At 64.5% G+C, this 13,008-nt stretch carries 13 protein-coding genes; 4 read left to right on the top strand and 9 right to left on the bottom strand.

Annotated elements, in window-relative coordinates; all coding sequences use genetic code 11:
* Window positions 1-89 precede the first annotated feature (89 nt).
* Genes purC through dapA form a run of 4 tightly spaced genes read right to left on the bottom strand, consistent with a single transcriptional unit; the run spans window position 90 to window position 3,612 of the window.
* Window positions 90-800: a phosphoribosylaminoimidazolesuccinocarboxamide synthase gene (gene purC, locus ACM0M4_RS21545; protein WP_221345427.1), complete on the bottom strand. Its 711-nt coding sequence runs from the start codon at window positions 798-800 to the stop codon at window positions 90-92.
* Window positions 801-828: 28 nt separating this feature from the next.
* Entirely contained in the window at window positions 829-1,587 is a 759-nt protein-coding gene (locus tag ACM0M4_RS21550) for an MBL fold metallo-hydrolase (RefSeq protein WP_003123205.1), read from the bottom strand.
* The gene (bamC, locus tag ACM0M4_RS21555; protein ID WP_221345428.1) at window positions 1,526-2,716 is read right to left on the bottom strand and encodes an outer membrane protein assembly factor BamC; all 1,191 of its coding nucleotides are present in this window, start codon (window positions 2,714-2,716) and stop codon (window positions 1,526-1,528) included. Before bamC ends, ACM0M4_RS21550 begins: the two co-directional genes overlap by 62 nt.
* Before the next feature lie 17 nt (window positions 2,717-2,733).
* Window positions 2,734-3,612 carry a 4-hydroxy-tetrahydrodipicolinate synthase gene (gene dapA / locus ACM0M4_RS21560; RefSeq protein ID WP_003086270.1) on the bottom strand — a complete coding sequence of 293 codons (879 nt, stop codon included), beginning with the start codon at window positions 3,610-3,612 and terminating at the stop codon, window positions 2,734-2,736.
* Between the two features lie 183 nt (window positions 3,613-3,795).
* Here dapA and ACM0M4_RS21565 point away from each other — a divergent pair, with 183 nt between their 5' ends.
* Window positions 3,796-4,353, top strand: coding sequence for a glycine cleavage system protein R (locus tag ACM0M4_RS21565; protein ID WP_003086267.1), 558 nt, complete (start codon window positions 3,796-3,798; stop codon window positions 4,351-4,353).
* 11 nt (window positions 4,354-4,364) lie between these two features.
* Entirely contained in the window at window positions 4,365-4,838 is a 474-nt protein-coding gene (locus ACM0M4_RS21570) for a peroxiredoxin (protein WP_003120646.1), read from the top strand.
* A gap of 60 nt (window positions 4,839-4,898) precedes the next feature.
* On the opposite strand, the gene ACM0M4_RS21575 is transcribed toward ACM0M4_RS21570, so the two are convergent.
* Together ACM0M4_RS21575 and ACM0M4_RS21580 are read right to left on the bottom strand one after the other, a co-directional pair.
* A complete protein-coding gene (locus ACM0M4_RS21575) occupies window positions 4,899-5,972 on the bottom strand; it encodes an AI-2E family transporter (protein ID WP_003108615.1) in 1,074 nt (357 codons plus the stop codon).
* 33 nt (window positions 5,973-6,005) lie between these two features.
* Complete coding sequence (locus ACM0M4_RS21580; protein ID WP_003086258.1) at window positions 6,006-6,257, bottom strand: sulfurtransferase TusA family protein; 252 nt, start codon at window positions 6,255-6,257, stop codon at window positions 6,006-6,008.
* 162 nt (window positions 6,258-6,419) lie between these two features.
* On the opposite strand from ACM0M4_RS21580, the gene ACM0M4_RS21585 reads away from it, so the two are divergent.
* Window positions 6,420-7,853, top strand: coding sequence for a tetratricopeptide repeat protein (locus tag ACM0M4_RS21585; protein WP_003112546.1), 1,434 nt, complete (start codon window positions 6,420-6,422; stop codon window positions 7,851-7,853).
* A gap of 108 nt (window positions 7,854-7,961) precedes the next feature.
* Here the strand turns inward: ACM0M4_RS21585 and nadA are convergent, their stop codons facing one another.
* Window positions 7,962-9,020, bottom strand: a complete 1,059-nt coding sequence (gene nadA / locus ACM0M4_RS21590; RefSeq protein ID WP_003112547.1) for a quinolinate synthase NadA — start codon at window positions 9,018-9,020, stop codon at window positions 7,962-7,964.
* A 747-nt stretch (window positions 9,021-9,767) separates the two neighbouring features.
* On the opposite strand from nadA, the gene mvfR reads away from it, so the two are divergent.
* Window positions 9,768-10,766 (top strand): multiple virulence factor transcriptional regulator MvfR, encoded by a 999-nt coding sequence (gene mvfR, locus ACM0M4_RS21595; protein WP_003108614.1) that lies wholly within the window; start codon window positions 9,768-9,770, stop codon window positions 10,764-10,766.
* On the opposite strand, the gene phnB is transcribed toward mvfR, so the two are convergent.
* Both phnB and ACM0M4_RS21605 read right to left on the bottom strand, forming a co-directional pair.
* On the bottom strand, window positions 10,719-11,321 hold the full coding sequence (gene phnB, locus ACM0M4_RS21600; protein WP_054376091.1) for an anthranilate synthase component II: 603 nt from the start codon (window positions 11,319-11,321) through the stop codon (window positions 10,719-10,721). The genes mvfR and phnB overlap by 48 nt on opposite strands.
* On the bottom strand, window positions 11,299-12,891 hold the full coding sequence (locus tag ACM0M4_RS21605; protein ID WP_054376090.1) for an anthranilate synthase component 1: 1,593 nt from the start codon (window positions 12,889-12,891) through the stop codon (window positions 11,299-11,301). Before ACM0M4_RS21605 ends, phnB begins: the two co-directional genes overlap by 23 nt.
* Window positions 12,892-13,008 lie beyond the last annotated feature (117 nt).

A 13,008-nucleotide genomic window follows, 5' to 3' on the forward strand; every position in this document is an offset into this window, starting at 1 on the left:
GGCGCGCATGATACCAGCTTGTACGAAGAACGCGAAGCTTTCTTGAAGATTTTTTCGCGTTCTTTCAGATGGTTGCGCGCATTTTGAGGTTAAAGCGGCACGCCCAGGCGCTTGGCTACCTCTTCGTAGGCTTCGATCACATCGCCGAGGCCCTGGCGGAAGCGGTCCTTGTCCATCTTCTTGCGGGTTTCCTTGTCCCACAGACGGCAGCCGTCCGGGCTGAACTCGTCGCCGAGGACGATCTGGCCATGGAACAGGCCGAACTCCAGCTTGAAGTCCACCAGCAGCAGACCGGCATCGTCGAACAGCTTGTTCAGCACTTCATTGACCTTGAAGGAATAGGTCTTCATCTGCGCCAGCTGCTCGGGAGTGGCCCAGCCGAAGGCCTGGACGTGGGATTCGTTGATGAACGGATCGCCCAGGGCGTCGTTCTTCAGGAACAACTCGAAGGTGGGAGGAGTCAGGGCGATGCCCTCTTCCACGCCGAGGCGACGCACCAGGCTGCCGGCGGCGAAATTGCGCACCACGCACTCGACCGGGATCATGTTGAGCTTCTTCACCAGGCACTCGGTATCCGACAGCAGCTTGTCGAACTGGGTCGGAATGCCGGCAGCTTCCAGCTTCTGCATGATGAAGGCGTTGAACTTGTTGTTCACCTCGCCCTTGCGATCGAGCTGTTCGATGCGCTTGCCGTCGAAGGCGGAGGTGTCGTTGCGGAACAGCAGGATGAGACGATCGGCATCGTCGGTCTGGTAAACCGACTTGGCTTTGCCGCGGTAGAGTTCTTCGCGTTTTTCCATGATGGGCTCCGCTTACGGGTAATAGGGCCTAGGCGATCTCGCGCCAATCCAGGCCTGAATGCTGATCGGCCACCTGCAGCCAGCCCGGATCGCACCCGAGGGTGTCGACGAAGGTTTGCCGGGCCAGCTGCGGCGAGTTGTTCTTTTCGCTGAGATGGGCCAGCACCAGGTGCTGCATGCGACCCCAATCCAGCTGCTTCACCAGTTCTGCGGACTGATGGTTGTTCAAGTGCCCTCGCGAACCGCCTACGCGGGCCTTGAGAAAATAGGGATACGGGCCACCGGCAAGCATCGTGCTGTCGTGGTTGGCCTCAACCACCAGAGCATCCACCGCACGATAGCACTCCAGCACCTCGGCCGTGGCCATTCCCAGATCGGTGAGCATGCCGAAGCGCCGCTGCCCATCGGACAGCACGAACTGGGTAGGCTCGCGGGCGTCGTGCGAGACGCCAACCACCTGCACTTCCAGCCCGCGGATCGCCAGGCGCTGGCCGGCCCTCAACAGCTCGGCGGGGTGCACCGGGCGGCGCATGCCGCTCAGGGTACCCGCACTGAGATAGACCGGGATTTGGTAATGCCGCGCCAGCAGTTCGACGCCATGGATGTGATCGGCGTGTTCGTGCGTGACCAGGATCGCGTCCAGCTGCGCGGGGCTCAGCCCCAGGCGCGCCAGACGCTTGATGATTTCACGCAGCGGGAAGCCGCAATCGATCAGTATCCGGGTGTCAGAACTGCTCACCAAGGCCGAATTGCCCCGGCTTCCGCTGCCCAGAACCGCGAACCGCATTGCGCATGCTCTCCTGGAGTTTTTCCAGTACGTTTTGCGCGACATCGGCCGGCGCAGAGGTGTTGATGTCCTTGTCGACGGTGACCTGCACGGCGTCGCTGACGGTGGTCAGGCGGACCTGGTAGCGCTGCGCCTTGGCGTCTTCCTCTTCCTCGGTCTTCTCGCCGCCGCCGAACAGGCGACTGAAGAACCCGGGCTTGTCTTCGTCGGGCTTCTTCGCCCCTTCGGCGATGTTCACGTAGTACACGCCAAGGCTGCGGTTGAGGTCGTCGACGCGGATATCGGCGTTATCCAGGGCACGCCCGACACTGACCCAGGAGCGGTCGAAGTCGGATTGCAAGGTCAGCACTGGGTTGCCGCTGCCGTCCTTGCTCAACTCGAAGGTGCCGGGCGTGTCGTAGATCGAGTTGGCTGCCAGCAGGGAGACCGAGCCGCCCTGCTCGGCGCTGCGCGCCATGCTCGCGACCATCTCGTCGAGCAGCGCCGCGTCGAGGCTCGGCGCCACCGACTTGCTCGGCCAGCTCGGGCTGCTGGTGTCACCGGCGGCGCGGGTCTGGCTGAGCACGTAGACCTCGCTGGTATTGCTTTGCACGCCGGGCTCGATACGCACCCGAACCCGTGCCTGGCCGTCCGGCTCGACACCGCTCACGCGGCTGCTAAGGCGGCGTGCCAGCGGCGCGGAAAGCTGCGACAGCGATTGCCAGTCGGAACTAAACTCGCCGGTCTGCGGGCGCTCGTCGGCGATGCGGAAACCGTTCTCCTCGAAGAACTGCCGGGCCACCGGCCAGACTTCCGCCGGCGGACGCTGGGCCACGACCCAGCGGCTATCACCGCTGCGCTGCAGGCTGTAGTCGCTGATGTCGCCGGCGTTGGCCAGCGGCTGCGGACGCGGAACCTCGTACTCACCCTCTTTTTCGTGGGTGGTGGCGACGTTCAGCGGAATCGGCAGCAGCGGATCGAGCGGCTTGCTGTGCACCCCTTCGGGCAATTGCATGGGAGGCGTTTCGCGGGCGCCGAGGTAGTCGTCACCGCGGTCGCGGAAATAGCCCTCCGGCCCCCACAGCCAGCCGCAGCCGGAAGTGTTGCCGATAACCAGGGCGAGGGCGGTCAGTCCAGCCAGTCGCTTCATTGCGTGGAGCTCCTTGATCAAGCCAATACGCCGGTCTGGCGCATGGCCTGACGCAGCGGCTCGTGGCAACGCGGGCTGAGCCAGGTCAGGGGCAGGCGGATGCCCTCGGGGATCAGACCCATCTCATGCAGGGCCCACTTCACCGGAATGGGGTTGGATTCGATGAACAGCGCCTTGTGCAGCGGCATCAGGCGATCGTTGATGGCGCGCGCGGCTGCGGCGTCGCCGCGCATGGCGGCGGCGCACAGGTCGCTCATGGCGCGCGGCGCGACGTTGGCGGTCACGGAGATGTTGCCCTTGCCACCCAGCAGCATCAGCTCGACGGCCGTGGCGTCGTCGCCGGAATAGACGAGGAAGTCCTTGCCGACGCGCTCGATGACTTCCTTGGCGCGTTGCAGGTCGCCGGTGGCCTCCTTGATGCCGATGATGTTCGGCACCTTGGACAGGCGCTCGACGGTCTCCGGAAGCATGTCGCAGGAGGTGCGGCCCGGTACGTTGTAGAGGATCTGCGGGATCGCAACGGCTTCGGCGATATGGCGGAAGTGCTGGTACATGCCTTCCTGGGTCGGCTTGTTGTAGTACGGCGTCACCAGCAGGCAGGCGTCGGCGCCGCCGCTTTTCGCGGCCTCGGTCAGCGCCACCGCCTCGCGGGTTGAGTTGGCGCCGGTGCCGGCGATCACCGGGATGCGGCCCTTGACCTGGTCGACCACGCGACGGATCACCTGGATGTGCTCTTCCACGTCCAGCGTGGCCGATTCACCGGTGGTGCCGACGGCGACGATGGCGTTGGTGCCTTCCTGCAAGTGGAAGTCCACCAGCTTGGCGAGGCTGTCCCAGTCCAGTCGACCCTGAGCATCGAAGGGGGTGACCAGTGCCACCATACTGCCCGCAATCATGCAACCGCTCCTGCCGCGAAATTAAAGCGGTAATGGTACTGTCGGCGGCAGGCCTTGCACAAGACGAGCGCCACCTCGTCGGAAGCCGCTGACAGGCGGCAGACGTTTCCCTCGGCGGCGCTTTTCGCTACCCTTCCCGCTTTAGGTACGGCCCGTGCCGCCAGCGTATTCCAGGAAAGTTGAATGTCCACCAGCCAACCCCGCGAACAATTCCTTCTGATCAGCGCCCTCGGCCCCAATCCGATGGAGCTGACCACCCTGCTCTGCCGCGCCTGCGTCGAGAGCCGCTGCGCCGTGGTCAGCAGCCGCCTGACCCGCCACGGAGAGTTCAGCGCCCTGGTGCTGCAGATCTCCGGAAGCTGGGATGCCCTCGCCCGCCTCGAGGGCAGCCTGCCGGCCCTCACCAAGCGCGGCGACATCACCCTCAGCATGACCCGCAGCAACGCCCACGTGACCCGCGCCCAGGCGTTGCCTTACGTGGCCTATGTCAGCGCGGTGTATCGCCCGGACATCCTCAACGAACTCTGCCAGTTCTTCATCGACCACAACATCGAGCTGGAGAACCTGACCTGCGACACCTACCAGGCGCCGCACACCAACACCACCATGCTCAACGCCACGATTACCGTGACGCTGCCCGCCGGCACCCAGATCAGCTGGCTGCGCGACCAGTTCCTGGACTTCGCCGACGCCCTGAACCTGGATGCCCTGATCGAACCCTGGCGCCCCCAACACCCCTGAGGAGCCGAGCCATGCCGGTCGCAATCGACAAACCCGTACCCGACTTCACCGCCCCCGCAACCAGCGGCAAGGAGGTGACCCTGTCCGCGCTGAAGGGCAAGCAGGTCGTCCTGTATTTCTACCCGAAGGACAGCACCCCCGGTTGCACCACCGAGGGCCAGGGCTTCCGCGACCAGTACGCGGCGTTCCAGAAGGCCAATACCGAGGTCTTCGGCATCTCCCGCGACGGCCTGAAGTCCCACGAGAACTTCAAGTGCAAACAGGAATTCCCCTTCGAGCTGATCAGCGACAAGGATGAAGCGGTCTGCCAGCTGTTCGACGTGATCAAGCTGAAGAAGCTCTACGGCAAGGAATACATGGGCGTCGACCGCAGCACCTTCCTGATCGACAGGGACGGCGTACTGCGCCAGGAGTGGCGCGGCGTGAAGGTGCCCGGGCATGTCGACGCGGTTCTCGCCGCCGCCCAAGCGCTCAACGGCACCTGAGCCCCGCCCCGAAAAAAAAGGCCGCATCCGCGGCCTTTTGCATTTTTCATGCGGCCGATGCTATCGCGTGGCTGCCGGAGTCTCGGGAAGGTCCTTGGGCCAGGCATCCAGCACCGCTTTCACCAGGGTCGCCAGGGGGATCGCGAAGAACACGCCCCAGAAGCCCCAGAGCCCGCCGAACAGCAACACCGCGCAGATGATCGCCACCGGGTGCAGGTTCACCGCCTCGGAGAACAGCAGCGGCACCAGCACGTTGCCATCCAGCGCCTGGATGATCGCGTGGGCCACCATCAGGTAGATGAACTGGTCGCTCCAGCCCCACTGGAAGAAGGCGATCATCGCCACCGGTACGCTCACCACCACCGCGCCGATGTACGGCACCACCACCGACAGGCCGACCAGCAGGGCCAGCAGCGCTGCGTAGTTGAGCCCCAGGTAGGCGAAGGCGATGTAGGTCACCGCGCCGGTAATAACGATCTCGATGACCTTGCCGCGAATGTAATTGGCGATCTGCTGGTTCATCTCGGCCCAGACCTGTTTCATCAGCCCGCGCTCGCGCGGCAGGTAGCGGTGGAACCAGGTATGGAAGCGCTTCTTGTCCTTGAGGAAGAAGAACACCAGGATCGGCACCAGCACCAGGTAGATCATGACGTTCACCACCACCGGCAGGCTGGCCAGCGACGAGGTCAGCGCCCACTGGCCGATCTGGCCGAATTCGCCGCGCGCGGTCTCGATGGCCTTGAGCACCTGCTCCTCGCTGATCAGGCTAGGATAGCGCTCGGGCAGCATCAGCAGCACGCTCTGCCATTCGCCGAGCATCCGCGGCAGTTCGTTGAACAGGGTGAACAATTGCTGCCAGAGCAGCGGCAGCAGGACCACCAGGAACAGCGCCAGCAAGCCGAGGAACAGGCTGTAGACCAGCCACACGGCGAACAGGTGCGGCACCCGGAAGCGTTCCAGCATGCCGACCACGCCCTGGATCAGGAAGGCGATCACCATCGCCGCCAGTACCGGCGCGAGCATCCCGCCGAAGGCGAGGATGACGCTGAAGCCGAGCACCAGCATGATCGCCAGCACCACTGCCTCCTCGTCGGAGAAGTAGCGCTGCATCCAGTCGCGTAACACCTTGATCATCGGAAATCCTGAATCGGAACGGCGAAGGCTCCGCTAACGCTTGCGCAGCCAGTATCGATAGACGCCTTCGGCGGCCTCTTCGCGCAGCAGTTCATGGCCGGCGAGCTGGGCGAAGGCCCGGAAGTCTCGCTGCGACCCGGCATCGGTGGCGATCACCTTGAGCACCCCGCCGCTGGGCAGGCGGTTCAGCTCCAGCTTGGCCTTTAGCAGGGGCAGCGGACAATTGAGACCACTGGCATCCAGCTCCGCGTCACATACCAGGGGGGATGAATCGTTATCCGTCATGACAGCCTCTCCCGAAGGGCCGACAAGCATACCCAAGCCTATCCGCCGCTGGCCAGTTGAAACGGCGCTCGAAGTCCAACAGCTTCGGGTCTCGGGCAGATACCTAGGCAGTGCCGATAACCAACGGCTAAAGTAAGGCCTTTGCCAACCTGAGCCTCCTGCATGAATGTACTGCGCCCTGCCCTGTTGACGCTCGCCTGCATGCTCGCTTCGCCGGTCATGTCGGACGATCTGCCCTCCCTGGGCGACGCATCTTCCTCGATCGTTTCGCCGGAGCAGGAGTTCCAGCTGGGCCGCGCCTGGCTGAGCATGCTGCGCAACCAGGTCGATGCGATCTCCGACCCGCAGCTCAAGGACTTCGTCGAAAGCAGCGTCTACCGGCTGGCCGAAACCAGCGACCTGCAGGACCACCGGCTGGCCTTCATCCTCATCCGCGACGCACAGATCAACGCCTTCGCCGCGCCCGGCGGCGTGATCGGGGTCAACGGCGGGCTACTGCTCAACGCCCAGACCGAAGGCGAGTATGCCGCGGTGCTGGCCCACGAACTCGGCCACCTGATCCAGCGCCACTTCGCCCGCGGCATCGAGGCACAGCAGCGCATGCAACTGCCGGTGATGGCAGCGATGCTCGCCGGCATCGTCGCCGCGGCCGCCGGCGCAGGGGATGCGGGTATCGCGGCGATCGCCGGGACCCAGGCGGCGGCGATCCAGAACCAGTTGCGCTTTTCCCGGCAGAACGAGCAGGAAGCCGACCGCGTCGGCGTCACCAACATGGTTCGCGCCGGTTACGATCCGCGCTCGATGCCGAACATGTTCGAGCGCCTGGCGCGGCAGTACCGCTACGACGGCAAGCCGCCGGAGTTCCTCCTCACCCACCCGGTCACCGAATCGCGTATCGCCGACACCCGTAACCGCGCCGAACAGTATCCCCAGGGCGGCAAGGAAGACAGCTTGCGCTACCAGCAGATGCGCGCGCGCACCCAGTTGCTCTTCGAGGAAACCCCGGGGATGGCCGGCAAGCGCTTCCGCGCCATGCTCAACGACAATCCCAAGCTGGATGCCGCGCGCTACGGACTGGCCATCTCGCAGACGCGCATCGGCCAGCTCAACGATGCCCGTGACAACCTCAGGCAATTGCTGGCGAAGGCACCCAACGACGTGGCCTACAACCTGGCCCAGGTCGAGCTGGACATCACCGCCAACCGCCTTCCGGATGCCGATCAGCGGTTGAAGAAGATGCTCGCCCAGTTCCCCAGCAGCTACCCGCTGAAACAGGTGCGCGCCGACCTGATGCTGAAGATGGGCAAGCCGCAGGAATCGGAGAAGATCCTCGACGACCTGAGCAAGGCGCGGCCGCTGGACCCGGATGTCTGGAACCGCCTGGCCGAGGTGCGCAGCCTGACCAACAACGCCATCGGCGTGCACCAGGCCCGTGCCGAGTACCTGTCTCTGACCGGCGACTACCAGGCCGCCATCGAGCAGCTCGATTTCGCCAAGCGCCGCGCTGGCGGCAACTTCCAACTGGCTGCGCGACTCGACGCTCGCCAGCAGGAAATTCGCCAACAGGAAAAGATGGTCAAGGAAATGTTCCGCTGAGCGGCATATCCGAGGAAAAACACCCGGCGAAGCTCATCGAAACAGGGGGTTGGGCGAACAACCGCACCGCGCTTACTCGCCCTACGCAGCGGGACGCCCTCGCCAGGATCAGGCGTTCCCGGCCTGGCGCAGGCGCGCGGCCTGGGTGAAGTCGAGCATGCGCTTCAGCGGACGGACCGCCCTCGGGATCAACGCCGGGTCGACGAAGATTTCCCCGCTGCCCTCGCGCAGGCAGGCCAGGGTCCGCTCGAGCGTGTTCATCGCCATCCACGGGCAGTGCGCGCAGCTGCGGCAGGCGGCGCCGTTGCCGGCGGTGGGGGCCTCGATGAAATCCTTGTCCGGGCACAACTGCTGCATCTTGTAGAAGATGCCGCGATCGGTGGCGACGATGAAGGTCTTGTTCGGCAGGGTCTGCGCGGCCTTGATCAACTGGCTGGTCGAGCCCACGGCATCGGCCAGCGCGACCACGCTTTCCGGCGATTCGGGGTGGACCAGGATGGCGGCGTCCGGGTAGAGCGCCTTCATGTCTTCCAGCTGCTTGGCCTTGAACTCCTCGTGGACGATACAGGCGCCATCCCAGAGCAGCATGTCGGCCCCCGTCTCGCGCTGGATGTAGCGTCCCAGGTGCTGGTCCGGCGCCCAGAGGATAGGCTCGCCGTTGTCCATCAGGTGTTCGACGATCTCCACCGCGCAACTGGAGGTCACGACCCAGTCGGCGCGTGCCTTCACCGCCGCGGAGGTGTTCGCATAGACCACCACGGTCCGTTCCGGGTGCTGGTCGCAGAATGCCGAGAATTCATCCACCGGGCAGCCCAGGTCGAGCGAGCAGGTCGCTTCGAGGGTCGGCATCAGCACGCGCTTCTCAGGGTTGAGGATCTTCGCCGTCTCGCCCATGAAGCGCACCCCGGCCACGACCACCGTCTGCGCCGGATGCTGGTTGCCGAACCGGGCCATCTCCAGCGAATCGGACACGCAACCGCCGGTCTCCTCGGCCAACGCCTGGATCACCGGATCACAGTAGTAATGCGCCACCAGTACCGCGTTCTGCGCCTTCAGTTCGGCCGCGATCGCCGCGCGATGCTCGGCGCTCTCCTGCTCGCTCAACACACGGGGTTGCTTGGCGGCCAAGTGGGCCTGTACCAGGAGTCGTTCGGAAATGTGCGTCATAGTCGCTACACCTGAAGGCGCAACAGCGCGTCTCTCGATTTTATACCCGGCGGCAGGCTGGACCGCAGGGAACTGACGATTGCAGGTTTCGGGCACGGCACCCGTGTCCCCTTGAGCAAACCCCGGGGATCCGCCTGCAAGGCCGCGGATTCTAACCGCATAGGTCGCGCCAGGGCCATCCCGGCATCCGTACCGGCCTGGCCGGTGGCTACGCTAACAAAAGACATAGGTTTCGGTCGTTAGACCTACGCGACATAATTTTTTCGTTTCTTAGAACCGTTCCTGGCTCGGCTCGCTCCACGACCGAACACGACATGCCGGCATGCCAGCGTTAATACTTTGGTATTAGGCCCTTGGTATTAACGTTAAATAACCGGTAAATATCCGGATTTTCTTTTCGTCGAATTTACGAGCAATATGAAACATATTTCGTTGAAATAAGCTCTTCTTTCACATAATTATAAAAATATCCTGAAACAGAGCCGTCATCCCTCACCTCCAAAACGACGACTCCCCGTGCCGTGCGCCCGCCGCGCAGAAAACGAGCCGGCGGCCGATTCCACCCTCGCACGCCAGCCCTTGCGCTTCACTGACCGACGGGAGGTTTCCCCGATGAAAACGTCATCCAGAAGACAAGTTGAAACACTCGGGCGCTATCTATCGAGTCCTCGACGCTTCTTCCACAGTAGCGGCAACCTGACCCGATCAAGGGAAGCGGCACGCGCCACCCAATAAAAGGAATAAGGGATGCCTATTCATAACCTGAATCACGTGAACATGTTCCTCCAGGTCATCGCCTCCGGTTCGATTTCCTCCGCTGCGCGGATCCTGCGCAAGTCGCACACCGCGGTCAGCTCGGCGGTCAGCAACCTGGAAATCGACCTGTGCGTGGAGCTGGTCCGTCGGGACGGCTACAAGGTCGAACCCACCGAGCAGGCGCTTCGCCTGATCCCTTACATGCGCAGCCTGCTGAACTACCAGCAGCTGATCGGCGACATCGCCTTCAATCTCAACAAGGGTCCGCGCAATCTCCGGGTGTTGCTGGACACCGCCATCCCGCCGTCGTTCTGCGATACGGTGAGCAGCGTACTGCTCGACGATTTCAACATGGTCAGCCTGATACGCACCTCGCCCGCCGATAGCCTGGCGACGATCAAGCAGGACAACGCGGAAATCGATATCGCCATCACCATCGACGAGGAACTGAAGATCTCCCGCTTCAACCAGTGCGTGCTCGGCTACACCAAGGCGTTCGTCGTCGCCCATCCGCAGCACCCGTTGTGCAATGCCTCCCTGCACAGCATCGCGAGCCTGGCCAATTACCGGCAGATCAGCCTCGGCAGCCGCTCCGGGCAGCATTCGAACCTGCTGCGGCCGGTCAGCGACAAGGTGCTCTTCGTGGAAAACTTCGACGACATGCTGCGTCTGGTGGAAGCCGGCGTCGGATGGGGCATCGCGCCGCATTATTTCGTCGAGGAACGCCTGCGCAACGGTACCCTGGCAGTCCTCAGCGAACTCTACGAACCGGGCGGCATCGACACCAAGGTGTATTGCTACTACAACACCGCGCTGGAATCCGAGCGCAGCTTCCTGCGCTTTCTCGAAAGCGCCCGCCAGCGCCTGCGCGAACTCGGCCGCCAGCGTTTCGACGATGCGCCGGCCTGGCAACCGAGCATCGTCGAAACGGCGCAGCGCCGCTCAGGCCCGAAAGCGCTCGCGTACCGCCAGCGCGCCGCACCAGAGTAGAGCGTTCTCCAGCAGACGCTGGCCGTGGGTGGTGAGAATCGACTCGGGATGGAACTGCAAGCCCAGCTGTCGATTGCGCGGATCGGCCATCGCCATGATCTCGCCATCGGCATCGGCCAGGCAGTCGAAACCTTCCGGCAGGCGACTGACCACCAGCGAGTGGTAGCGCGCGACGCGCAGGTCAGCGATGCCGTCGAACAGCGGGTGACGCTGATCGAAACGCAGGGACGTGCTCTTGCCGTGCAGCGGCTTCCTCGCCTCGCCCACCGCGCCACCGGCGGCCAGCGCCAGCGCCTGGTGGCCGAGGCAGACGCCGAGCACCGGCAAGCGCCCGCGGGCCCAGGCGAGCAATTCCAGCATGCAGCCGGCGTCTTCCGGCCGACCGGGCCCCGGCGACAGCACCAGCAGTTCGCAACCGTCGGCCAGCAATGCCGCCTGGATCGTCGGCAACGGCGTATCGTTGCGCATCACCCGGACCTCCGCGCCGAGCAGGCAGAACTGCTCGACCAGGTTGTAGGTGAAGGAATCGAAGTTATCCAACAGCGTGATGCGCATCGCGCTCTCCCCTTTCGCGTTCGGCAGCGGCCACGGCGGTCAGCACCGCCAGCGCCTTGTTGCGGGTTTCCTCGGCCTCCAGCCGTGGATCCGAATCCAGCACCACGCCGGCGCCTGCCCGGACCCGGGCGATACCTTCGCGGACCTCGGCGGAGCGGATGACGATGCTGGTATCGAGGTTGCCGGCGCTGTCGAGAATGCCGATCGCGCCACCGTAGCTGCCGCGATAGCCATCCTCGTACTGCCGCAGCAACTGCATGGCACGGACCTTCGGCGCACCGACCAGGGTGCCCATGTTCAGGCAGGCACGGTAGGCATGCAGCGCATCCAGTTCGCCATGCAGTTCGCCAGCCACGCGCGAGACCAGGTGCATCACGTGGCTGTAGCGATCGACCTTGAGCATGTCGCGCACCTGCCGCGTACCGCTGCGGCAGACCCGCGCCAGATCGTTGCGCGCCAGGTCGACCAGCATCATGTGCTCGGCGATCTCCTTGGCGTCCAGGCGCAACTCCGCTTCCAGGCGATTGTCCAGTTCCGCATCGATGGCGCCCCGGGCATCGCGTCCGCGCGGGCGGGTGCCGGCGATGGGATAGAGTTCCACCTCGCGACTCTCCGCGTCGTACTTCAATGCCGACTCCGGCGAAGCGCCGAACAGGCAGAAGTCCCCCGCATCGAGGAAGAAGCGGTACGGGCTGGGGTTGCGCAGGCACAACTGGCGATAGGCCCGCCAGGGGTCCGCACACGGCATGCTGAAGCTGCGCGACGGTACGATCTGGAACACGTCGCCGGCCCTCACGTGGGCCTGCAGGCGCTCTACCTGGCGGGCAAAGCTCGCATCGTCCAGGTCGACCTGGTAGTTGCCGGCCCGTACGCCTGCCACCGGCGACTCGGAAGCCTCCTCCACGGCGCCATGGAATTCGTCGGCACACTGGCGCAGGCTGGCGGCCAACCGGTCGTGCCCGGCCGGATCGTGGACGAACGCCTGCAGCGAAGTCCGGCGCGCCAGGTGATCGATGTCCAGCAGCAACTCCGGCACCAGGAACAGGTAGTCCGGGCAATGCCGCGCAGGTTCGGCCGGCGCCGGCAAGGGTTCGAACTGCTCGGCCAGGTCGAAGCTGAACAGGCCGCCCAGCAGCGCGGGCCCCTCCGCGTCGCCCAGCGTTCCGAGCACGCGGCGCAGCGCCTCCAGGCTGGACAGGCCATGCAGGCGTCGCCACTCGTCCGCATGCGACTCTTCCTGGGGGAAGCGCCAGTGCAGGGTGTCGCCGTCACGCAAGCAGGTGACCTGGGCCGGACAGGCCTCGCTCAACGGCGCCAGCAAGGCGCGTCCGTTGGAGTTCAACGCCCGCAGCACCACATCGCGCGCCCAGCACTCGATGCGCAGGCAGCTGGAAAGGATCGCCACGCTACGCCGCGCAGCCTTGCTGTCCACGTCGAAGCAGTCGAACAGCATCCGGTTGGCGCCGGCCATGCGCCAGATCGACAGCGCCTCCGGCACCAGCGTGCGGTACTCCAGACTTTCTTCCAGTCGATAGCCAACCCCGCTCACGAGCCACCTCCTCGCGCCCATGGGCGACTGGCCTGCGCGACGCTAGCGCGCAACGGCATGTTCATCATCGATACCCCCCCTTTTCCCCCAATTGCGACCGCTGCCGTCGGCGGCGATCGCCGCAATGGATGTCCCGTC

The sequence above is a fragment of the Pseudomonas sp. 18-147 genome (genome assembly GCF_051048045.1).
Lineage (GTDB): Bacteria > Pseudomonadota > Gammaproteobacteria > Pseudomonadales > Pseudomonadaceae > Pseudomonas > Pseudomonas aeruginosa.